This is a genomic window from Acinetobacter sp. YH12144 (assembly GCF_013418345.1).
GTDB lineage: Bacteria > Pseudomonadota > Gammaproteobacteria > Pseudomonadales > Moraxellaceae > Acinetobacter > Acinetobacter amyesii.
The window spans coordinates 35,338-57,630 of sequence record NZ_VPCD01000020.1; the positions used below are offsets into that span (position 1 = coordinate 35,338).

A 22,293-nucleotide genomic window follows, 5' to 3' on the forward strand; every position below is an offset into this window, starting at 1 on the left:
CGTAAAGTTGATTGTATTTCATCATTTTCACCCACTAATATGACGTCCGCACACATCCAACGAGATGACTGTGTTCTGTAAAACAAAAACAATATCGCTCGTTCATCATGAATGAATGGCAACAGGGAATTATGATTATGATGGAATTTAAACTGCTTAGGCAGATCAAAAAAGAACCTTATAGTTTATATAAACGTACTGGTGACATCACTGTTCAAGAACTCAAACGCATGTATGGTATTTACCAAAAGTATTATGCCAATACCCGTTATGAAATTTTTGAACGCGACTTCTTAGAAAAAACCGGTGTTTTTTTTATTATTGAACCGAAAAATAATCAAATTGTCGGATTCTCGACGGTTATGGAGCGTGACTTTGTTGTTGATGGTAAAGCCCGACATGCTTTTTTCAGTGGTGATACGATTATTGAGAAAGAGTACTGGGGGAATCGTGCATTAACCCGAGCAATGTTCCGTTATATTATTAGTTTTAAATTCCGTCATCCAAGAACACCTGTATATTGGATTCTAATCTCTAAAGGCTTTAAAACTTATCTGCTTTTAGCCAATAACTACTACAGCTACTATCCACACTATGGTGAGAAAAATGCTCATCTCAAAGACTTTGTCGAATCGTACTGTAAAGAATATTTCTCAGAATACTATAACCATGAAACAGGTTTGCTAAATTTTGGCGAAGACTACCAGCCACTCAAAGCAGATGTTGCGCCCATCACCCATGAAATGCGCGAAAATAATACCAAGATAGCTTTCTTTGAAGATAAGAACCCAACTTGGGTCGATGGAACAGAACTTCCGTGCATTGGTGAATTACGCTGGAGCGATTTATACCGTTATGTGAATCGATTCTTAACCAAGACCACCAGTGTGAGCAAACATGATAGCAAGTTACGTTATAAGTCACGTACATTACATATTGCGACAGGTTCTGACTCGAAGGTGGCCTAATGGGATTGCTTCTCACCACTGCACATCAAGTTTTGAATATTGCCTGCCGCAAAGCGTTTCAACGCTATACACAGCAGGCAAATCAGCTAGAAAATGTGCAACGTAAAAAATTAAGCCATTTTTTAAAGCAGCACATTTCGCAAAATTTAAGCTATGAGCAATTTGCCAAAAAGTATCCGCTTTCTCGTTATAGCAATTGGAAAAGCCAAATTGAACAATCCAGACAAAGTGGCAAAAATAGTTTGGGGCCTGAAAAAATTGTACGGTTTCAACCGACCAGTGGGTCGAGTGAAGCAATTAAATTCATTCCCTATACTCAGGCTTTTTTAGATGAACTGGATGAGGCTATTGGTTTATGGCTGACTAATTTATATCGGGCACACCCACAACTTAAAAATTCAACGCATTATTGGTCGGTTTCATGGTTGCCTGAAAGCCAGCGAAAGCTTTTAGAAAATAGTAATTTAAATGATGACAGTGCGCTGCTTAATCTGTCGAAGCGAGTGTTGAGTAAAATTACTCAATCGGTACCGACTGAAATTGCGATGGCAAATTCAGCCGAAGATGCCATGTTTGCAACCGCGGTGTATCTCGTTGCAGATAAGCATTTAGGCATGATTTCGGTATGGAGTCCTACATTTGCATTGCAATTGCTGGATATTATTCAAGAACATCAAGCTGAAATTGTACAGGTCTTAAAAACTGGACAATGGCAACGTGATGGTTTGAGTTTTCTGCAAGTTCCGAAATCTTGTCAACAATGCTATCGCTTACAAGACTTGGATTTAACCCAAGCAACGGCGTGGAAAAAACTGTGGCCTAAACTCAGTCTGGTTTCGAGTTGGGATACAGCGAGCGCAGAGCAATGGGCAGTACAGCTACAGCAACGAATTGCAGGGGTGGCATTTGAGGGTAAAGGTTTATGGGCAACTGAAGGCGTAGTGACGATTCCATTTGCAAACCGTTTTACCTTAAGTTATCAGTCACATTTTTATGAATTTATTTTGCAAGACAGCCAAAAAGTGGTGCCATCTTGGCAACTGAAAATAGGCGATATCGTTAGTCCTGTGATTACTACAGGTTCAGGATTAATTCGTTATGTGATTGATGATGAATTAGAAGTCACCGACTTTTATCAGCAAGTGCCATGTTTCGAATTTTTAGGTCGAAAAATGACGGTTGATTTGGTCGGAGAAAAGCTCGACCACAATGCAGCAGTTAAAGTCCTTGCAGAGTTTAAACAAGCGGATTATTTGCCGATTAGTATCTTGGGTATTGAACAATGTTCGGTTAAAAAACCACACTATATTTTACTCAGTGAAGGCAATGTAGATAAACAACCATCCGCTCAAGCACTAGACCGTTTGCTTAAACATAATTTTCATTATGAATTGGCACGCGATCTAGGGCAGTTGGATGAACCTGAAGTGGTACATGTACAAGATGCTTGGGACTACTACAAAACACTAGCCATGAACAATGGCATGATTGAAGGGAATATTAAGCCTGAGCCGCTTAAGAAAATGAAAACAAAAATAATTGAGTATTGAGATGGATATCGATGTGTTAGATGCACCGTTCGACGAAACGGCGTTATATCATTCAAAGAATGAGACTAAGTTTGCGGTTCGAAATGCGACTGTCGAAGATGATGAGCAACTAATGAAAATTAGTGCAGAGACTATGCCAAGCAATGGCATCACATTATCTTATGCGCGTCACCCCAGTTATTTTGATGCCAGCCACGCACAGTATAATCGTCCAGATTTAAAAGTGGTTGTCCCTGTGGAAGATCCATCTATTGTGATTGCGATGATGAATTTGGGATGGCGTTATTGTTATATCAATGGTCAGCCTGACCTAATGCGTTATGTCGCCGATTTAAGAATGAATCCAGCGTATCGTGGTGCTAAAGTCATGCGCTTATTGATGGACTATCTCCATGATGAAATCCCCCAAGATACGATTTTTGAAAGTGTGGTTTTAAACGACAATATTGTCGCTGCCAGTATTTTACATCATGAAAGATCTGGATTTCCGCTGCCATATTTTTATGATGAAATTCGAACCTTTACCGTTTCACAGGCAGTGAAACCAAAAACTTTCAATCAATATCAATTTAAAACCCTGACTGCTGAACGTGTAGATGAAGCAAATGATTTCATTTTAAAAATGAAAGACCATTATAATTTTTTACCTAGCTATGATTTTAATGCGTTGGTTGATGGTCAAAATCCATTTTGGGCATGCTTAAATCTAGATGACTTCTATTTGATTTACGATCAGCACAATCAGTTGGTTGGACTTTATGGCTTATGGAATCAAAAAAGTTTTAAACAAACTCGAGTGATCGATTATTCAAGGTCATTAAAGTTGATGAAGCCTTTTTATAATGCCTATGCCAGTGTGCGTGGTGTATTATCACTGCCAAAAATTCAGGGAACTTTCGATTATTTAATGCTGCATAGTCCACTATGTCATCCTGAACATCTGGATGTATTTGCAAGTTTGGTTTTTCATGCCAAGCAACAGACCAAGCGACGTGGCAAAGAAACCTATTGCATCACTTTGGCAGAGAAGGACCCGCGTATAGGATGGATGAAAAATACCACCTCTCACGTGTTAAAAGCCAAGCACTATTTTCATAGTTTTAAAGGCAATCCATATGCAGCTTTTGATCGTAAACGTATAAGTCATTTTGAAGCTGGGCGTATATAGTTGAAGTGATAGTCATCAAAAAATCAATTAAAACTACCAAATCAATCATTTAAAATCATTCTAATTGTGTACTTATGTAACTGAGTTCTTCAGTATACTGCGCAAAGAATAATCAGAATGAGAAAGACATGTCAAAATTGATGTGGGGAATTGGCAGTTTAGCGGTGCTTTCAGCAGCTGTGGTGGGAGGAAATTTATATGCAGATAAATCTCTTGCCCAATTTTATACACAGAATAATTGGTCAGCAGCTGTACAAGATGTTGATGTGAAGTACAGCAATTATCAAATGGGTTTGATGGGTGGAACGGTCGATTGGGTATTAACCCTGAAAACAGACCCGTGTAAACCCAAAGAAGTGATCGTGTTGAAGGGTACCGATCAGATTCAACGTGGGTTGAAAGGCTATAATATCAACTCGAATTTTAAGATTGTTCAACAACAAAGTACGTCCGAATATGCCAAGCTTTTTGGCACGGACTTAACGGCAAAAACTTTGGTCAATTGGATTGGTCAAAGTAAAACAGATTTACAGATTCCTGCATTTAAAACGACTGCACAGGGTGCAACGGTACAAGCTGATGCCAGCCAATTGCAAATTCGGATCAGTAGTTTACCGGGGCAAGTCACTAAGGTATCTGAGCTTTCAATCCATTTACCTGTGGTTCGGTTGAGTGAAGGTCCAATGCAAACCATGGTGCAAAATTTTTCGATGAAGACCAATCAAGGTCTAAATCAGAAAAATCTTGAAAATGGTTTTGTTGAAATTCAAGCGGGTTCTATCAAACGTTTAGATCAAAAGTTCTCAGGCGGCATGCGTGGTATGCAACTGCGTTGGGAGACCGAACTAAATAAACATGATGTGGACTTTGAAGGCTACTTAAAAGCTGATGAGATGGATTTCCCAGGTTCACCGGTCACCAAAGATTTCGCACTAAATTTGGCATTGCATAAAGTCAATCTGGATAAAGTCCGTGCATTTAGTGAACTTTTGCATCAGGTGGAAAATTCATGCGATGCAGTGAGTGAATCAAGTGAAGAAATGACTCAAGCTTTCTTAGCAATCGCAAGTCAAGGTTTTGATTTTGAGTCTAAAGATAACTCGATCAGTATTGGTGGAGGTAAAGCCTCTGCAAATGTCGTGGGGAAAGTTATGCCGGGACACCATGCTTCAATGGAGTCTTTTATTAAAATGGTACCGAGCTTACTGGATTTTCAAGCAGACTTAAGTTTTGATAAAAATATGATGACTGCAATCATGAATAACTTTTTACAATTACAGGGCAAAAGTTTGTCTGGACAGGAAGCTGAAGCCATGTTTGCAGGTTTTGAAACATCAGGGCAAGGCAAGCGCGATGGCAATAACATGGTCATGAGTATGCAATATAAGTTCGGTCAAAAGCTTTTTGGTCAAGCCATACAAAAGAAATAAGCAACCAATAGTGAGTAGTTAAGTTTAAAAAATATAAAACCGTCATAGATTGGCGGTTTTGTATTTTTGGCTACAGAATTATGATTTTCAGTTTATCGGAACACAGCGGCCTAGCCATTGTTGAACAGTTGAAAAGTTGCTAGCGTCAATGGGCAACTAGCCAATGAAAACAACAATAGGAAAGACACCATGTCACACGATTATTTTTTTAGACGGAAACTTGTTCATTCATCCATGCCTAAATGTTCTTGGGTAAAACACAGTCTTATTAGTAGCATTTTTCTGATCGCTGTTCAGTCTACAGTTTTTGCGGGTACTTCAATTTCAGATCAACGTTTGTCGAATGAAACGCAAGGTAAAAAACAATTTAGTGAAGAAACCTTAGATATTATTGAGAGTGAAGCAGCTAAACCCAAAGAAGAGCAGCAGAACAATTCAAATCATAAATCTAATCGTAATAATAAGATCATTCAGGAGACCCAGCTTGAAGGCTCAACCATGAGTGATTATTTGCTTCAAAAGAAAAGGGCAGCGGATCAGGTCGGGTTAATACAATCTCCTGAAGTTGCACCGATTAACCGTATTGTGCTGCAAGAGCGACATGAAAATATTCGAGTAACGTATCCAGATGGAGTCGTGGTTGAAATGAAGCACTGACGTGCTTCATTTCATAGATCAGGAATTTCTAAAGTCAAACCTTAGATTTGTGGATGAGTGATTTTCCATGCACGGTGAATTTTGGTATTACGTTTAAAGTCTAGGCCAATGGTTTCATTGCTGATTTCTTCAACGTCAAACATTGCCATGATCACATCGTCCATCTCAAAACCACGGTAGTTGTTTGAGAAGTAAAGCGTTCCGTCAGTGGTTAAACGGTTCATGGCACGTTTAAGCAAAGACATATGGTCGCGTTGGACATCAAACGTACCATAGAACTTTTTAGAGTTAGAGAATGTTGGTGGGTCAATAAAGATCAGGTCATATTGCTCGTGACCTTCTTTCAACCATTCAAAACAGTCGCTAGAGAAGAACTGATGTTGTTCATCTGCATGATCTACTGTCAAACCATTCAGTACAAAGTTCTCTTTAGACCAGTTTAGGTAGGTATTTGACAAATCGACACTGGTCGTACTTGCTGCACCGCCAAGCGCTGCATGTAAGCTCGCTGTAGAGGTATAGCTATATAAGTTCAGGAAGTGTTTACCTTTGGCTTCTTTGGCAATACGTAGACGCATTTGACGATGGTCAAGGAACAAACCTGTATCGAGGTAGTCTGTTAGGTTCACCAAAATCTTTGCTTTGCCTTCTTGAACGATAAAACGTTTAGACGCGGTACTTTGTTTGGTGTACTGATTTTTACCTTCTTGGCGGGCACGTGTTTTAATGAAAATCGCATCACGACCTAAGCCTGTCACTGCACGAATCGCTTGAAGTGCTAAGTTAAAGCGTTTTTTGGCTTTTTCAGGGTCAATTTTTTTCGGTGGTGCATATTCTTGTACGTGTAAACGATCACCATACAAATCTACCGCGACATTAAAGTCAGGCAAATCGGCATCATATAAACGTAGGCAGAAAATATTTTCTTTGACTGCCCATTTTTTAAGATTCTGCATGTTTTTTTGCAGACGGTTAGTAAAGTCTTCTGCACCTTCAATTTTTTCAAATTGTTGCGGTTCCCAATGCTCGAGGAAAGGCTTTTGAACTGCCGCAGGTTTGACAGTACCAAAACGGACGTAAATCGGCAGCTTACCATTCATCAAACGTAAAATTTGCGGATCATTGAAGGCAAGAACATCGGCCTGTTCAACTTGTGCTGCAATAATCGCAGCAGGCTGATTCGGGAAGTTCTTTTGTAATAGTGCCGATAAACCTAAATACAGTGCGCGGTTAGAGGCTTTATCACCTAAACGCTCGCCGTATGGCGGGTTAGTGACAACAAAGCTTTTCTTACCTGTTGCTTGGAAATCTGGCCAGTCTGCAAGTGTACGTTCTTCAATCTTAATTTGATCAAGTACAGATTCGAAACCTGCAGCAATAATATTTTGTTTGGTCGCTTTTACCGCTTCCCAGTCTGCATCAAATGCATAGAATTGTGGGAGAGGATTTTCAAGTGCAGCTTTATGACGCTCAGCCGCTTCGCCTTTGATTGACATCCAAAGTTCATGGTCATGACCATTCCAACCATTAAAACCAAAACGACGAACAAGGCCTGGTGCGCGGTCAGTCAAAATCATTAAAGATTCAATGATAAAGGTCCCTGAACCACACATTGGGTCCAAGATAATATTGGGTTGATGTTGTTTAAGTTTTGCTTTCTGTAAGATAGCAGCCGCTAGATTTTCTTTAATCGGCGCATCTGTCATGTAGCGACGGTAGCCGCGTTTATGCAGAGAATCACCTGATAAATCTAAGCAATAAGTATGTTCAGTTTTGCCAGCTAATACATACAACGTAATTTCAGGTTGCTTAATGTCAATGCTAGGACGTTTGCCCACAGCTTCCATAAAGGAATCGACCACACCATCTTTAACACGTAAAGTTGCGAACTGAGAATTGACTTTAATGTCACGTTCGATGTGTAAACGCACGGCAAATGTACTTTGTGGTGCAAAAATAAGTGACCAATCAAAGTTTATTGCACCTTCATAGAGCTCTTCCGCTACATCACGTGCATCATGCGTGAACTCTAATTCATGTGTATGAATCGGGGTGAGTACACGAGAAGCCAAACGTGACCACATGCAAATACGATATGCATCTTCAAGTGTGCCTTTGAATACAAGACGACCCGGGAACTGTTCAATATTTTGAACACCTAAACCTTCAATTTCCTCGCGGAGTAAGGTTTCCAGTCCATCTGCACAGGTAACCCAATATGTAGAAAGACGCGGTTTCGAATTCATGTAAATTTCCAAAGGCAAAAGAGCAATCGCATATTTTAACGTATTTTCGTGGATTTGGGCGGACGATATTGCGCTGAAACGGGAGAAATATCGGTAGATTTGAATGACTTTATCAAATTTATTCTGTGTACATTGTGAGAAATATCACTTAATGGTACAAAAATTGCTATAACCCTGATCAAAATTCGATCTTTATAATATTGATATCATTAGGGGTATTTATGACAGGGCTGGCAATCAATAGTCAATCAAACGCATTTTCAATTGCAACTTTAATCTATGCGCGCTTACGTCGTGTGTCAGGTCGGGTTATTGACGCATTATATGTGGTTGAGAATGTCGAATACGCACGCTTTGTTTCTAACTTGGCTTTGGAAACGGCCGATCCTGAATTATCTCGTTTGGTTGCGCGGCTTTACAGCGAGTTGAATTTGCATGAAGCTGCCGTTTCTGAAGCAGAGGAACTGACGGACAGTTCAGTACAGCCTGAAACGGCAGAAATATTAATGAGCGAACCGACTGCGGAAGACATCTGTAAAGCACAGGTTGCACATCGTTATATTGGCGCATTGCGTTAATTCAATCCCGCTGTGAGCAGCAGCATAAATTTCCTGCTGCACACCGCCTGAAGTATCAACCATCTTTCCATGTTTCAAGAGCTGTTGAACTGTGCAGAAGGCGGTTGTTCATAGCTGAACTTTATCTGTTTGAAAGTATTCAATTCAATCAAAAATAAGGACAGATAGAAGTCCTGTTTGAAGGCTTTTTGAAAGGGGAAAGGTGAAGTTTAAATTAAAACGTTTAATTTATCTAATTGAAATGATAGATAGGAATTTGAAAATTCATTTTGAATAACATCATGAGTTTGCATTGAACGTTGAAAACTTCAACTGCCATTTGCCAAGATTCTCTGTATAATGCGTTAACTTAACGATAAGGAATCTCTCATGCACTTGGCGGCATTGCATACACCGAGCCAGATTCAACTCAACCAAGATGGTAACTTAAAACATTTCCTCACCATCGAAGGCCTTTCTAAAGAAACTCTCACAAAAATATTGGACACTGCACAGTCCTTTTTTAATGACCAAAATCAGCTGATTACCAATAACCTTTTAGAAGGTCGTACGGTGATGAACCTGTTTTTTGAAAATTCAACACGTACCCGAACCACTTTTGAAGCGGCAGCAAAACGTCTGTCTGCAAACGTATTGAACATTGATATTGCACGTTCAAGTACATCAAAAGGCGAGACACTGCGTGATACCTTGTGGAATTTAGAAGCGATGGCGACCGACATTTTTGTGGTTCGTCATTCATCGTCAGGCGCGCCGCACTTTATTGCCAAAGATGTTTGTCCGCATGTGGCAATCATCAATGCAGGCGATGGCCGTCATGCGCATCCAACGCAAGCCATGCTGGATATGCTGACGATTCGCCGTGAAACCAAAAAGAATTTTGAAGACATTTCCATTGCCATCATTGGCGATATTAAGCATTCACGTGTTGCACGTTCAGATGTCGCTGCATTGCAAACATTGGGCTGTAAAGATATTCGTGTCATTGCGCCAAATACTTTGCTGCCGTACGGTTTTGATGATTATGGCGAAGGCATTCGTCTGTTCAACAACATGGAAGCCGGCATTCAAGACTGCGACGTGATTATTACTTTGCGTATTCAAAATGAACGTATTGATTCTCCTGCGCTGTCATCTCAAGCTGAATTCTACAAAATGTACGGTTTGAATAAAGAGCGCTTGGCTTTGGCAAAACCTGACTGCATTGTGATGCATCCGGGACCAATGAACCGTGGTGTTGAAATTGACTCGAGTATTGCCGATGGCACTCAGTCAGTGATTTTACATCAGGTGACCAATGGTATTGCGGTGCGTATGGCGGTACTGGCTTTGGCAATGCAAGGTCAGTTGCAAGAAAAAGGTTTAATTGAAGCGATTGCGGTTTAAGGGATAGTCATGAGTATTGTTAAAGTTGAAAATGTACGTGTCTTAGATCCAATCAATCAAACTGACAGCGTACAGACGGTTTATATTGAAAATGGCCGATTGGTTGCCGAAAGCAATGCCGCTGAAACCATTGATGGACAAGGCAAATGGCTAATGCCAAGTATGGTTGACCTTTGCGCGCGTTTGCGTGAGCCGGGTCAGCAGCAGCATGGCACTTTAAAGTCAGAAGGTAAGGCTGCGCGTGCGAATGGTATTTTGCATGTGTTTACCCCGCCAGACTCTAAACCGATTGTGCAGGACAATGGCGCATTGATTCATGGCCTGGTGGAAAAAGCCATGCTGGACGGCGGCATTTATCTGCAGGTGATTGGTGCGCAAACTCAAGGTTTGTTAGGCAAGCAGCCGGCGAATATGGCAGGTTTGAAAAAAGGTGGCTGTACTGCGGTATCGAATGCCAATGCGCCATTTATGGACGATGATGTAGTGATTCGCACCTTGGAATATGCTGCGGGTCTGAACATGACCGTTGTGTTCTATGCCGAAGAGCCGCAGATTGCCAAAGATGGCTGTGTGCATGAAGGTTTTGTCGCATCTCGTCAAGGTTTACCGATGATCCCTGCATTAGCGGAAACCGTAGCCATTGCAAAATATTTACTGATGATTGAAGCCACTAAAGTGCGTGCGCACTTTGGTCTGTTGTCATCAGGTGCATCTGTTGAATTGATTAAACATGCCAAAGCGAAAGGCTTGCCGGTGACTTGCGATGTAGCCATGCACCAATTGCATTTAACGGATCAGTTGATTGATGGCTTTAATTCACTTGCGCATGTGCGTCCGCCACTGCGTTCAGAACAAGATAAAGACTTGCTCCGCCAAGCAGTGAAAGACGGTGTAATTGACGCGATTTGTACGCATCATGAGCCACTGAGCAGCTCTGCGAAAATGGCGCCTTTTGCTGAAACACAGCCCGGTTTTACCGCATTTGATACCTTTGTACCTTTTGGTATTCAACTGATTCAAGAAGGTCTATTAAGCCCACTGGAATGGGTTGAGAAAGTCACACTCGCACCTGCTAAAGTAGCCAATATGCAACAACGTTGGACAGATGAAGCGGGTTGGGTGCTTGTCGATCCAGAACTTGAGTGGACTATTAATAAAGACACGATTGTCTCAAATGGTAAGAACACACCATTAATTCAGCAAACGGTAAAAGGTAAAGTAGTTCACGCTTTTTATGCCGTTTAAGCGCACGCTCAACATGGAAATTTGTTGATTCTCAGAATTTTGATTAGACATTAAAAAGTCAGCTTCGGCTGGCTTTTTTAGTGAAGATTGAAAATAAAAGAAGAAATTAAAGCGTTGACAAGTCCGAACAAATTATTACATTTGATCAAAAAATAAGCATATAAACTGAAGTACATATGAAAATAATGACAACTGCATGGAGTACAAATATGAGTATAGATTTATTAGCGCTGATTAAGCAGCACGTCTCCTCGATTGTGCTGGACGGTGATACACAATATTTAACTGAAAAAAATTCAGCCATTAGCCAGTTTATTCCATTCCTGTTAAATATTTTTCGATCCAAACCTGAATTTATTGATGCCTTTCAAAAACAGTTAAATCCACGAATTAGTGATATTTTCTCGGCGAATCCCACATTAAAAGATCAATTTCTGCAACATCTTGGTGGCGGTGCTGCTCCAGCGTCAGAAATAGAGCAGACCTTGAATCATTCGATCGCCCCAACCATAGGGGTGCTTGAAAATGAAGCGGGTTCATCTGATCCTGTCGCAATCACGCATTTACTTGATAATCATGTAGATAGCATTTTGGCGGCACTACCACAATGGGCAGTGCCTTTACTCGCAGGTTTAGGGGTAAACACTGCAGCTGGCCGTACATTACACCAAGCGCCTGTTGTTGAACCAACACCTGTTATCGTTGAAGAAAAACGCTCGAATTGGTTATTACCAATTATTGCGCTGCTTATATTATTGGGTCTGATCGCATTTTGGTTTAAGTCTTGTACTAATAAAGAAGAACCAACCACCTCTGCAACAACGGTTGCACAGCCTGCTGCATCTCAGCCAGCACATTTGCAATTTAGCACCGGTACAGATGGGCAGTTAACCAACTGTCAAATTCAAACTGGTGATTCAAATTATCTTGAAATTTTGCAGCAACAAGTCAAACAGATCTTTAACTTTAATACGGGTTGTGGTGCTTCATCTGATGCCAGTTACCATACTCAATTTATTGATCAAGATACCATTCCAACGGTTCTGCAAAAACTTAAAGGTGTGCCAAATACCACTTTAACCTGGACAGAAAATCAGTTATCGATTTTGTCGCAAAATCCTGCGGATGCTCAAAGCCTTGCCAATCAAATTAAGCCTTTAGCAAAAAATATGACGGTATTGGTTCAAGAAGGCGTGAGCGAACAAACTGCAGTAGATAACAGTATTACTGATGCACAAAAAGCATTAGCGAGTATTAACCCTGAACAAGTTCGTGCTCTAGATGTTGCGACTGCGCTGAACTTACAAATTATTAATTTTGCGACAGGTTCATCTGATATTCCTGACGTGAATAAATCGATTTTGGATCAAGCGGCAGCGTTAATGCAGCGCGCAACACAGGTACATCTGACTGTACAAGGTCATACCGACGCTGTGGGTAATGCGGAAGCGAATAAAGCTTTATCGCAAGAGCGTGCACAAGCTGTGGTGGATTATTTGGTGTCGAAAGGCGTTGATCCTGCACAGCTTCAAGCGGTGGGTTATGGTCAAGAAAAACCGGTAGCAGAAAACAGCACCAAAGAAGGTCAATTCAAAAACCGACGTATTGAGTTTGAAGTTTTAAATACCGAGAATGGCAAAGTACGAGATGTTACCAATGAAGGCGTGACTGAAAAGGCCAATTAAAACCGTACTAAATGAGATGATATATAAAAAATCCCTGCACATGCGGGGATTTTTCTCGTCAAAGCGCTGTAATTTTGAGTAAAATACGCCCGAAGAATAAAATCATAATGGTACTTATACAATGAAAAAAATAGTCATCACGAGCCTCATGTTGTCTGCGGCATTAATATCCGGCTGTGATAATTTTAAAAATAAAAAAGATACAGAAGCCAAAACGGAAGCGCCTGCTTTGGAAGATTGGAGTTGTACTGCACAAGCCAATATTGACCAATTGCAAGATCATTTAAAAAAAGAATATCTCAAAGAATTAAACAAAGAAATACGTCAGTCAGATTATGAAGCCGATCAGCAACTCATGGATCTGATTGTAAAAAATCTAAAATTTAACATTCAAAATGTCACGACTTTAACTGAAGACCCTAATAAAGCCAAAACATTGGAATGTAGCAGTCAATTGTTGGTGGTTTTCCCGAAAGGATTACAAAAGCGTGCTGAAAACGCCTTTGCTGAACGACCATGTGATGAAGGCTGTGAAGAACGTGGTAATTATACTTTGAATGATTCACTCGAAGATGGGGAGTCAGGCTTAAGCATGGACAATGATCAGCTTAAAGGGAACTTTAGCTATAGCATCACTAAAACCGACAAAGATGGTTTAAGTTTAAGTGTCCCGAGTCAAAATGACGTAATTGATAGCGTTGTAACAGTGACACGTCATGCGGTGTTATATGCGGCATATAGTGCTCAAAATAAGCGAGATGAAGAATCCTATCAGCAAGGGATGGAGAGCCAATCTCAACAAATGAGCCTTGCACAAAAGGCGATGGATATTCGTAAGAAAGAGCTAGATCAGGATAATGCCAAAGTGGTGGATCGTCTCAATCAGACTTGGGATCATTTTAGTGATGAACAAAAGGCGCAGTTACAGCAAGATCAAGCAGACTGGTTTGAAAAGCGTGATATCGACTGTAAAGTGCTTGCACAAAAAAGTGTTTATTCATTAAATGAAAGTGAAAAAGAGACTTATCAAAAGCATTCGCAATACTGGGATGATGCGATGAATACGCAAAATCAAGAGTTGCAATATACCAAATGTTTTAATCAGAAAACTACAGAACGAATTGTGTATTTAAATAACGTGTTTAATTGATCTAAAAGAAGAAAAGCCCTCAATGAAGGGCTTTTTTTTGAATCTTAGTTTATTGCTTGATGATCAAAACAGGAATTGGGCACTGCGTTAAAATATTTTGTGCCACGCTGCCTAGCATGGCTTTTTTCAAACCTGTGCGTCCATGTGAACCCATGATGATTAAATCCGCAGAGATTTCATCAGCCACTTGTAAAATCCCTTCAGTTGGCGATACACCATGAATCAAACGGGTTTTAACCTCGATACCATCGCGTACAAAGGTTTGTTTAATATCTTCTAAACGCAGCTGAGCACTTTTTTCAGCTTGCATAAAATATTCAGTGATTGCAGGTGCAACAGCATAGAAATCGACACCAACAAATGGATCAACAGCAACAACACTGACAATGGTCACTTGTGCATTTTGACTTTTAGCCAAGCTGAGCGCATGTTCAACAGCAGAATATGAAATTGGAGATTCATCCACAGGGACTAAAATTTGTTGATATTGACTCATATCTGCTTCCTTAATATTTTAAATGTTATCAATCTAATCTTGCTCTATTCACGATATTGTATGAATTAGACAAAAGGGTAAGCTTTTTGGTGAAGGGTGTGCTGAATACAAAAAAGCCCACATCATGTGGGCTTGGTCATCTTAAGCTTTTACAACCAACACGGGTAATTCAGTATTACTGAGTACATCTTGTGCGAAGCTGCCGAGCAGCATTTTCTTAAAGCCTTTGCGACCATGTGAACCCATCACAATCAAATCGGCTTTGACTTCATTGGCTGCTTCTACCACACCTTCAGCAGAAACTTGGCCTTTAATGATTTTACTTTGTGCTTCTACACCCACTTCAGTTGTAATTTGCACAGCTTCTTTCAAAGCAGATTCAGCATTTGCATAAGCTTGTACGAAATATTCTTTCATGATTGATGAAGAATAATAGAAGTCTGCATCGGTAAATGGGTCTTCAGCAACAAGGCTGATTAAAGTGAGTTGGCTGTTAAACGCCTTGGCAATAATTGCAGCTTTTTTAACTGCAGAAAACGAGATTTCTGAACCATCGACAGGTACTAAAATGTTTTGATATGACATGGAACAATCTCCTGTAATTTTGCTTTTAAACCCTATAGATTATTGATAACACATTGTCGTGCATGGTTCAATTTATTAATCTAAAAAATATTGTAAATTCATAAAATTACATAAATTAATGTCGATAAGTCGTCAAATAAATCTGAGTGGAAAACTCGGACTTTGCTCAAAAATATTAAAATAAAATCGACTAATTTTCTCGGGTTTTTAGCCTAAAAGATCAATTTGAACTTTATAAAAATAAGCCTAAACTATATACAGTTTTAAATCTAAGATTTATAACAGAATTGATGCGATTGGATAGTTAGATATGTCATATAAAGTAGGGTTGGTTGTACTCAGCATGTGTTCAGTGTTGCATTTGTCTGGTTGTCAAAACACGCAAAGCAGTACCAAAGTGATTGCAGGTGCATTTAACTTATCGACACAAGTCCAAAAGACCTTTATCAACCTACATGCACCTGACAATGTTATTGTGCAGTCAAATATTCAATATCTACAAAATCCAAATTTAAGCTTGGATATCTATCAACCTGAAACAATTACAGTTATTGCACCCAGACCAACAATTGTTTGGATCCACGGGGGCGGTTGGGTCTCTGGCTCAAAAGAACATGCAGGGGGATATTTTAAACGGCTCGCAGCCCAAGGCTATAATGTGGTTTCTGTTCAATATCAGTTTGCACCTGACGCCATTTATCCCACACAGCTCAACCAAATAGATGCAGCACTGACGTTTTTGAATCTACATGCAGCACAATATGGCATTGATTCGCAAAATATGTATTTGACAGGGGATTCTGCAGGTGCAAATATGGCCAGTCATTATGCCGCCTTGGTTACGAATCCAGATTTTGCGAAAGCGTCAAAGATTCAGCCAGTATTAAAGCCTTCACAGCTTAAAGGGCTGATTTTACATTGTGGTATTTATGATTTAAACAGCTTTGTAAATACAGCACCCGACGAGATTGGATTGATCGAGTGGGGCGTCTATAACTTGGTTCAGGCGTATACCGGAGACAAAAAAGATGATGCCGAGTTTTTAACGCGTATTTCAACGGCCTCAAATATTAATTCAAATTATCCGCCTGTATTTATCAGTGGTGGTAATAAAGATTTTTTAACCAAAACGCAATCTGAGCCTTATGTAGAAAAATTGAAGGCAAATAATGTACCTGTGACAGCGGTATTTTATCCAGATTCGAAAGAATTTTTGGTACATGAATATCAATTTATGATGAGTAAAAAGGCCAGTCAGCAGACCTTTGATCGGACTTTAGAATTTTTGCAACAACACACACAGACCGTCAAAAATTAAAAACAGACTTAAATGGCTTGCAGAATAATCTTTAACTTAATAGCATACCTACCAGTTGGTATGTTTGTTTTGGAATGATTAATGAATTCGGTAACATTGGCCTATGGCTTACTGTCATTGGCGATTATCTCAGAAGTAATTGGTTCGACATTTTTGGTGAAGTCAGAAGGGTTTACCAAACTTGCGCCTTCATTGGCTGTCGCAGTTTTATTCTGTTTAGCATTTTATTTATTGTCTCAGGTGATTAAAGTCATACCACTTGGTATTGCTTATGCCATTTGGGCGGGTGTTGGTATTGTTTTAACTGCACTAATTGGCTACTTTATCTTTCGTCAAAGTTTAGACCTCCCAGCCATGTTAGGGATAGGCCTGATTGTTTCAGGTGTGGTCGTGATCAACCTGTTTTCAACTTCTGCTGGACACTAGTATGGATAATCCGCATCAGCGCAAGAAAGAACCTCAACTGATACGCCAAAGTATTTTGCAGCATGCAATCCGTCTTGCTGCAGATAAAGGTGTCAACGGGGTGTCGATTCAAGCCGTTGCGGATTTAGTTGGGGTCACAAAAGGTGGTGTATTTCATCATTTCTCAAATAAGCAAAAGCTCTTAGAGTCCATGATCGTCATGCTTTTAGCTCAATTAGACGAGGTTGTTGACCGATTGATTGACGAAGACCCTGAGCCATACGGTCGTTTTACCCGAGCCTATATTGAAATTACCTTAGAAAAACAAATCATGGGTTTGCAACAGTCATGGTCCGCGATTTCGATGACCATGCTGACCGATAAAACTTTTAATGAATATTGGATTGAATGGATGAACTCACGTTTAGAGCGACATCATCAGACCGATTCAGATATAGAACTCAAAATTGTTCGTTATGCAGCCGATGGTATTTGGCTCACCGCTTTTACAGAAGTGGAAGACGAAATCGAAACCCAATTATTAAAACAAGAACTGATCGCTAGAACGTATCGAGCGAAATAGATTAAATAACTGATTTTACATACGTAAAAGTAATTACGCATTTTTAAAATGATTTTTAAGTCTATTCGACAGAGGCTTACATCTAGGGATTGAATAAAGGGATTAACCTTCGGCTGGAGGTACTCTTGAAATGTTGTTTCTCATTTGGCAAAATGAGAAGCGTGCTTCGTAAGGAAGCCATCTTGCGGAGCATTGCTCCTCACCGCAAAACTTGTTCACTAGTGTCTAATTATTCAAAGTATCGCAAAAACATTTTTGATTAGAAATAGTCCTATCTCAAACACTTGCGGATGACGTTACCGCGTATCATTCTTTTATTTGAAGCAAATTATTTAACTGAGGGCTTAATTTCTCTTATATTTGAAAATAGCATGTACGACTAAACCAAAGACCAACCCCCAAAACGCGGAACCAATACCAAAAAATTGTACGCCCGATGCACTAAATAAGAAGGTGAGTAGAGCAGCGTCACGTTCACTCGCTTCTTGGAAAGCAATGACGATGTTGTGTCCAATGGTGCCTAGTAGGGCAATTCCTGCTAAAGCGGTAATAAATACCAATGGAAAAGCAGTTAAGAAACTCACCAAAGTGGCTGCAAACAGGCCCATCAAAATATAAAAGAAGCCACAAGTCATACCTGCGATATAGCGCTTTTTCTCATCGGGGTGGGCTTGGTCATCTAGACTGATGGCTGCACTAATCGCAGCAATATTGACACTAAAACATCCAAATGGCGCGAGTAGCGTTTGGACTGTACCAGTCCAACCAATCAGTTGATTGACGTGGGGTTGATAACCATAACTTTTAATCATGGCTAAACCCGGTAAATACTGAGAGGCCATATTGATTACAAAGAGTGGTAACGCCAAACCCAGTATTGCTGAGATCGAAAATTCAGGTGTGACCCAAACCGGCTGTGCGAGTTCTAAATTAAGCGCCGGTAATTGAAAGCCAAGTAATAATGGACAAAGCATGATGCCAATGATCACCGTAATGACAATGCTATAACGTGGTAACAGTCGTTTACTGAGGACGTAAGCCGCGAGTAAACCAAGAACGAATGCCCATTCATTTTGTAAACTGACAAATAGCTCAATACCAAATTTAAGGAGTACACCCGCCAACATTGCACTAGTTAGACATTGCGGGATATAGCGCAATATTTTTTCAAAAATGCCTAAAAATCCAAGTATTGCTGTCAATAAGCCACAGACCAAGAAAGCACCTAGGGCGGCATTCATGCTGTAACCATTTGCAGTCGCTAAAATCAGTGCCAGTCCTGCAGTGGACCATGAAGTCGCAACGGGATATTTAAATTTCCAAGACAGAATCAGCCCGCTTAAGCCGATACCCAAACCTAGAGCCCAAAACCAAGAGGTTATTTCTGCAGTGTTGGCACCGAGCAGTTGTGCAGATTGGATCACCAAAACAGCCGAGACACTGATCCCGACTAAGAACGTAATAAAACCTGCAAAAGCAGCTGGAATGGAAAAGTCTTGGAGTAGTTTTTGCATAATGATCGAGCTATGAGTATTGTTGGCGCAGATTTAAGATGACATTTTTCAGGATGATACGCTCAAGTCCTGTACAGTAAAAGTGCTCATCGAGATATTATGGAAATTCTTTATTTATTCACTGATGTTACGCAGTAACATCAGAAGAGCCATTTGATTCAAATAAAAGAAAGATACGCGGCAACGTCATCCGCAAGTGTTTGAGACAGGACTACTTCTATTCAAAAATGTTTTTGCGATACTTTTGAATAATTAGACGCTAGTGAAGGAGTTTTGCGGATGGCAATGGTTTTGGGTACTTTTGCCGAAACAAAAGTACCTCCAGCCGAAGGCGAATCCCTTTATTTAAATCCTAGATGTAAGACTCCGTCGAATAGACTTAAAAAGCATTTTAAAAATGCGAAATTACTTTTACGTGCGTAACATCAGTTATTAACAAACGGCACTTTAATAGAACGAATCGACAACAAACATTGTGGATGTTTCATCCATTCAAAAGTTTAAAGGCATATAGATTTTTAAGTAAAAAAACAGAAATACTTTGCCCATGTCGTTTACATGGTAGAAGTCGCAAGCTTTAGCCCAAATCCACAAAATAGAAGACCAACTGCAGCCACACAGCATGCCGTAAATTTATAACGATGGCTAAAATAGGTGGCCAGTTTTGCACCCGAAAAGATCAAAATCGTTAAATAGCTCATACTGATAATTTGCAGCACGATCGCGAGTGCGGTGAATGTAATCGCTGGATATGGATATGCAGGATCGACGAATTGTACAAAGAACGATAAGTAAAAAAGAATGGCTTTCGGGTTTAAAATACTGATGGTTAATGCAGTCTTAAACGGTTTCAATTCATTCAAACTCAGTTGTTTAGTGTCGAGTTGTTCTGGCGTTTGAACGGCATTCCATGTTTGGTAGGCAGCCTTGAAAAGTTTGATACCTAAATAACTTAAATACAGCGCACCGACAATTTTTAATAATAAGAATAACCAAGGGAAGGCGTGAAGTAAGGATGCAGCACCGAGAGCAGTGAGTAAGATTAAGATCAAATCGCCAGTATAAACGCCAAAAGCGCTTAAATAGCCGACCTTAATGCCATAGCGAGAAGCAACAGACATGACATAAAGTGAATTTGGCCCGGGTAAAATCACAATTAATATCGTACCAATAATAAAGGTCGTTAAGTCTGTGATTCCAAACACTGAAGACACTCTAATAAAAACCGAAGCTGTAGTATACAACTTCGGTTCTAGATGAAACTGAAAATTTCTAATTTATGCTTTTATTTCAGCATCTAAGCCAAAAGTTTGACGCAGTAAGCTACTTAATTGCTCACGGGCTTTAATAAAACCATCAATACCGCCTTGTAATAGTTGGAAAGACATTAAGTCTTTTTCAACTTCAGCTTTGAAAGTTTGCTTGTCGAGCACTTGTACGTCGTGTTGACAGTGTGCATGCGCATGATGATTAGATAGTTGCACTTCAACGGTACGCTGATCTTTTTCCAGTTCTGCCAATAAATTCGGTGAAACCGTCAATAAATCACAACCTGCTAAGCCAAGCACTTGATCGATACTACGGAAGCTAGCACCCATAATTTCAGTTTTGATGTCATGTTGTTTGTAGTAGTGGTAAATCTGCTTAACTGATAAAACGCCTGGATCTTTCTCAATCGGGTAGCTATCCACATTTTCAGCTTTTTTGTACCAATCTAAAATACGGCCGACAAATGGCGAAATCAGCGTGACTTGAGCATCTGCACAGGCTTGAGCTTGATGTAAGCCAAACAATAAAGTCAGATTACAATGAATGCCTTCGGCTTCAAGGGCTTTAGCGGCTTGAATGCCTTCCCATGTTGAGGCAATTTTAATTAAGATACGATTTTGATCGATACCATACTGTGCATATAAAGCCAGTAACTCTTTAGCTTTTGCAATGGTGGCATCAGTATCATAAGACAAGGCTGCATCGACTTCTGTAGATACACGTCCTTCGATCAATTTTAAGATTTCTACACCAAATTTGACCGTAAGAATATCGATGGTGCGCTCAACCAGCTCATCGTTTTGATAACCTTCTTTACGCGCTTGTTCAAAAGCACTTTCAATCAGTTCTTTATTTTCAGGTTGATTTGCCGCTGCTGTAATTAAAGATGGATTTGTGGTCGCATCCAATGGACGGAATGTATTAATCGCAGCTAAATCACTGCTGTCAGCAACAATCGTTGTTAGGCTTTTTAATTGGTTTAACGCATTTTGAGTCATTTGAAATCTAGTTCTTAATGTTCTTGGTGTACATACTTTTATAACACAATCTGTTTAGAACCCAACCAAAAAACGCCCAATTAGGCAGTCTAAATCGTAGTTTTTCGTGAATTTCGGATGTGATTAATCAAAAAATGAGCAGCCGAGCCCAGTGGTTTTTCACGGTTCCAGACCAAGTCGACGAAATATTCAAATTTAGGTGTGAAATCTTGAAAGCTTAAGATTTTGAGTTGATCTTTGAGCGTCGGATTTTCATTAAACATCTCTAATGGAAGCACACCCCAGCCCAAACCTTGAATAATCATCGAACAAGCAGAGTGGTGGTTATCTGTACGCCAACTGTGTTTGGAAAATAACAATTCTGGTTTAATGCTTTTATCACGACTTGCGACCACGATTTGCCGATTTTGCAAAATTTGCTCAAAACTGACTTGCTTAAATTTCGACAGGGCATGTTTTGTCGCAGCAACAGGAACCAATGCTTCACGCTTCAATTCGACAAATTGTTCATAACTCTCAAGCTGTTCACGTTCAAACATTAGAGCAAGCTGCGCTTGACCCTGTAATAACATCTTTTGAGCATCTTCTTGAGGCGCAGAAAAAATATTGATTTGCAAAGATGGAAAATGAGTTTCTAGCAAAGAGATATAGTCGGTCCACTGCGTATGTAGTAGCTCTGATACCACCACGATATTCAGTGAAGACTCTAAACCATGACTCAGTGCAATTGCATGCTGTTTCCACTGATTGATTTCTATCAATAATTGTTCAGTTTTTTCATACAGGTTTAGCGCTTGAGCTGTGGGCATAGGTTCACGACCAACCCGCTCAAACAGTTTAAGGTTGAGATCAATTTCGAAATTCGCAATGGACATGCTGACCGCCGAAGGTACTTTGCCGAGTTGCCGAGCTGCAGCGGAAAATGATCCTGTTTCCATGACTGTTTTAAAAATCATGAGTTGTTCTTGATTAATATTCATGTGCATACAGAAAAAATAAAGGAATACAACCTTTCAATAATATTGAAAGAACCTGACTCGATTAATCAATAATATAAAAATA

General features: G+C 40.0%; 20 protein-coding genes. 13 read left to right on the forward strand and 7 right to left on the reverse strand.

What is annotated here, in order from left to right; all coding sequences use genetic code 11:
* Positions 1-131 precede the first annotated feature (131 nt).
* The 5 genes from FTU79_RS13090 to FTU79_RS13110 all read left to right on the forward strand — a co-directional run bounded on the left by FTU79_RS13090 (position 132) and on the right by FTU79_RS13110 (position 5,773).
* The gene (locus FTU79_RS13090) at positions 132-968 is read left to right on the forward strand and encodes a hypothetical protein (protein ID WP_306669886.1); all 837 of its coding nucleotides are present in this window, start codon (positions 132-134) and stop codon (positions 966-968) included.
* Positions 968-2,518 (forward strand): GH3 auxin-responsive promoter family protein, encoded by a 1,551-nt coding sequence (locus FTU79_RS13095; RefSeq protein ID WP_180050567.1) that lies wholly within the window; start codon positions 968-970, stop codon positions 2,516-2,518. The genes FTU79_RS13090 and FTU79_RS13095 overlap by 1 nt, the downstream gene beginning before the upstream one ends.
* Before the next feature lies 1 nt (position 2,519).
* The gene (locus FTU79_RS13100) at positions 2,520-3,686 is read left to right on the forward strand and encodes a GNAT family N-acetyltransferase (protein WP_180050571.1); all 1,167 of its coding nucleotides are present in this window, start codon (positions 2,520-2,522) and stop codon (positions 3,684-3,686) included.
* Between the two features lie 128 nt (positions 3,687-3,814).
* Entirely contained in the window at positions 3,815-5,116 is a 1,302-nt protein-coding gene (locus FTU79_RS13105; RefSeq protein WP_180050574.1) for a DUF945 family protein, read from the forward strand.
* 189 nt (positions 5,117-5,305) lie between these two features.
* Positions 5,306-5,773, forward strand: a complete 468-nt coding sequence (locus FTU79_RS13110; protein ID WP_180050577.1) for a hypothetical protein — start codon at positions 5,306-5,308, stop codon at positions 5,771-5,773.
* Positions 5,774-5,814: 41 nt separating this feature from the next.
* Here the strand turns inward: FTU79_RS13110 and rlmKL are convergent, their stop codons facing one another.
* On the reverse strand, positions 5,815-8,019 hold the full coding sequence (gene rlmKL / locus FTU79_RS13115) for a bifunctional 23S rRNA (guanine(2069)-N(7))-methyltransferase RlmK/23S rRNA (guanine(2445)-N(2))-methyltransferase RlmL (protein WP_180050580.1): 2,205 nt from the start codon (positions 8,017-8,019) through the stop codon (positions 5,815-5,817).
* Between the two features lie 221 nt (positions 8,020-8,240).
* On the opposite strand from rlmKL, the gene FTU79_RS13120 reads away from it, so the two are divergent.
* The 5 genes from FTU79_RS13120 (at position 8,241) to FTU79_RS13140 (ending at position 14,063) form a co-directional block, all read left to right on the forward strand.
* On the forward strand, positions 8,241-8,597 hold the full coding sequence (locus tag FTU79_RS13120) for a hypothetical protein (RefSeq protein WP_180026441.1): 357 nt from the start codon (positions 8,241-8,243) through the stop codon (positions 8,595-8,597).
* 369 nt (positions 8,598-8,966) lie between these two features.
* Positions 8,967-9,983, forward strand: coding sequence for an aspartate carbamoyltransferase catalytic subunit (locus tag FTU79_RS13125; protein WP_180023479.1), 1,017 nt, complete (start codon positions 8,967-8,969; stop codon positions 9,981-9,983).
* Positions 9,984-9,992: 9 nt separating this feature from the next.
* Positions 9,993-11,228 carry a dihydroorotase gene (locus FTU79_RS13130; protein ID WP_180050583.1) on the forward strand — a complete coding sequence of 412 codons (1,236 nt, stop codon included), beginning with the start codon at positions 9,993-9,995 and terminating at the stop codon, positions 11,226-11,228.
* A 209-nt stretch (positions 11,229-11,437) separates the two neighbouring features.
* A complete protein-coding gene (locus tag FTU79_RS13135) occupies positions 11,438-12,913 on the forward strand; it encodes an OmpA family protein (protein ID WP_180050587.1) in 1,476 nt (491 codons plus the stop codon).
* Between the two features lie 121 nt (positions 12,914-13,034).
* Complete coding sequence (locus FTU79_RS13140) at positions 13,035-14,063, forward strand: DUF1311 domain-containing protein (protein WP_180050589.1); 1,029 nt, start codon at positions 13,035-13,037, stop codon at positions 14,061-14,063.
* Positions 14,064-14,112: 49 nt separating this feature from the next.
* On the opposite strand, the gene FTU79_RS13145 is transcribed toward FTU79_RS13140, so the two are convergent.
* Together FTU79_RS13145 and FTU79_RS13150 are read right to left on the reverse strand one after the other, a co-directional pair.
* Entirely contained in the window at positions 14,113-14,559 is a 447-nt protein-coding gene (locus FTU79_RS13145; RefSeq protein ID WP_078188616.1) for a universal stress protein, read from the reverse strand.
* Positions 14,560-14,700: 141 nt separating this feature from the next.
* Positions 14,701-15,144 (reverse strand): universal stress protein, encoded by a 444-nt coding sequence (locus FTU79_RS13150; protein WP_078191806.1) that lies wholly within the window; start codon positions 15,142-15,144, stop codon positions 14,701-14,703.
* 310 nt (positions 15,145-15,454) lie between these two features.
* On the opposite strand from FTU79_RS13150, the gene FTU79_RS13155 reads away from it, so the two are divergent.
* The 3 genes from FTU79_RS13155 to FTU79_RS13165 all read left to right on the forward strand — a co-directional run bounded on the left by FTU79_RS13155 (position 15,455) and on the right by FTU79_RS13165 (position 17,450).
* Entirely contained in the window at positions 15,455-16,462 is a 1,008-nt protein-coding gene (locus FTU79_RS13155; protein ID WP_180007887.1) for an alpha/beta hydrolase, read from the forward strand.
* Positions 16,463-16,543: 81 nt separating this feature from the next.
* Entirely contained in the window at positions 16,544-16,888 is a 345-nt protein-coding gene (locus tag FTU79_RS13160; RefSeq protein WP_078188613.1) for an SMR family transporter, read from the forward strand.
* 1 nt (position 16,889) lies between these two features.
* A complete protein-coding gene (locus FTU79_RS13165) occupies positions 16,890-17,450 on the forward strand; it encodes a TetR/AcrR family transcriptional regulator (protein WP_180007888.1) in 561 nt (186 codons plus the stop codon).
* Between the two features lie 344 nt (positions 17,451-17,794).
* Here the strand turns inward: FTU79_RS13165 and FTU79_RS13170 are convergent, their stop codons facing one another.
* The 4 genes from FTU79_RS13170 to FTU79_RS13185 form a co-directional block, all read right to left on the reverse strand.
* Positions 17,795-18,964: a benzoate/H(+) symporter BenE family transporter gene (locus FTU79_RS13170; RefSeq protein ID WP_180050592.1), complete on the reverse strand. Its 1,170-nt coding sequence runs from the start codon at positions 18,962-18,964 to the stop codon at positions 17,795-17,797.
* A gap of 554 nt (positions 18,965-19,518) precedes the next feature.
* The gene (gene leuE / locus FTU79_RS13175) at positions 19,519-20,169 is read right to left on the reverse strand and encodes a leucine efflux protein LeuE (RefSeq protein ID WP_180050595.1); all 651 of its coding nucleotides are present in this window, start codon (positions 20,167-20,169) and stop codon (positions 19,519-19,521) included.
* Between the two features lie 72 nt (positions 20,170-20,241).
* Positions 20,242-21,231 (reverse strand): transaldolase, encoded by a 990-nt coding sequence (gene tal, locus FTU79_RS13180; protein WP_078191801.1) that lies wholly within the window; start codon positions 21,229-21,231, stop codon positions 20,242-20,244.
* Positions 21,232-21,320: 89 nt separating this feature from the next.
* Positions 21,321-22,211, reverse strand: a complete 891-nt coding sequence (locus tag FTU79_RS13185; RefSeq protein WP_180050598.1) for a LysR family transcriptional regulator — start codon at positions 22,209-22,211, stop codon at positions 21,321-21,323.
* Positions 22,212-22,293: the final 82 nt, after the last annotated feature.

Coding starts and splice junctions, on each gene's coding strand:
- FTU79_RS13160 (WP_078188613.1), top strand. CDS start 16,544: ATGAATTCGGTAACATTGGCCTATGGCTTACTGTCATTGGCGATTATC.
- FTU79_RS13125 (WP_180023479.1), top strand. CDS start 8,967: ATGCACTTGGCGGCATTGCATACACCGAGCCAGATTCAACTCAACCAA.
- FTU79_RS13165 (WP_180007888.1), top strand. CDS start 16,890: ATGGATAATCCGCATCAGCGCAAGAAAGAACCTCAACTGATACGCCAA.
- FTU79_RS13170 (WP_180050592.1), bottom strand. CDS start 18,964: ATGCAAAAACTACTCCAAGACTTTTCCATTCCAGCTGCTTTTGCAGGT.
- FTU79_RS13105 (WP_180050574.1), top strand. CDS start 3,815: ATGTCAAAATTGATGTGGGGAATTGGCAGTTTAGCGGTGCTTTCAGCA.
- FTU79_RS13130 (WP_180050583.1), top strand. CDS start 9,993: ATGAGTATTGTTAAAGTTGAAAATGTACGTGTCTTAGATCCAATCAAT.
- FTU79_RS13120 (WP_180026441.1), top strand. CDS start 8,241: ATGACAGGGCTGGCAATCAATAGTCAATCAAACGCATTTTCAATTGCA.
- FTU79_RS13110 (WP_180050577.1), top strand. CDS start 5,306: ATGTCACACGATTATTTTTTTAGACGGAAACTTGTTCATTCATCCATG.
- FTU79_RS13135 (WP_180050587.1), top strand. CDS start 11,438: ATGAGTATAGATTTATTAGCGCTGATTAAGCAGCACGTCTCCTCGATT.
- FTU79_RS13155 (WP_180007887.1), top strand. CDS start 15,455: ATGTCATATAAAGTAGGGTTGGTTGTACTCAGCATGTGTTCAGTGTTG.
- rlmKL (WP_180050580.1), bottom strand. CDS start 8,019: ATGAATTCGAAACCGCGTCTTTCTACATATTGGGTTACCTGTGCAGAT.
- FTU79_RS13150 (WP_078191806.1), bottom strand. CDS start 15,144: ATGTCATATCAAAACATTTTAGTACCTGTCGATGGTTCAGAAATCTCG.
- FTU79_RS13100 (WP_180050571.1), top strand. CDS start 2,520: ATGGATATCGATGTGTTAGATGCACCGTTCGACGAAACGGCGTTATAT.
- FTU79_RS13095 (WP_180050567.1), top strand. CDS start 968: ATGGGATTGCTTCTCACCACTGCACATCAAGTTTTGAATATTGCCTGC.
- FTU79_RS13145 (WP_078188616.1), bottom strand. CDS start 14,559: ATGAGTCAATATCAACAAATTTTAGTCCCTGTGGATGAATCTCCAATT.
- FTU79_RS13140 (WP_180050589.1), top strand. CDS start 13,035: ATGAAAAAAATAGTCATCACGAGCCTCATGTTGTCTGCGGCATTAATA.
- tal (WP_078191801.1), bottom strand. CDS start 21,231: ATGACTCAAAATGCGTTAAACCAATTAAAAAGCCTAACAACGATTGTT.
- FTU79_RS13185 (WP_180050598.1), bottom strand. CDS start 22,211: ATGAATATTAATCAAGAACAACTCATGATTTTTAAAACAGTCATGGAA.
- FTU79_RS13090 (WP_306669886.1), top strand. CDS start 132: ATGATTATGATGGAATTTAAACTGCTTAGGCAGATCAAAAAAGAACCT.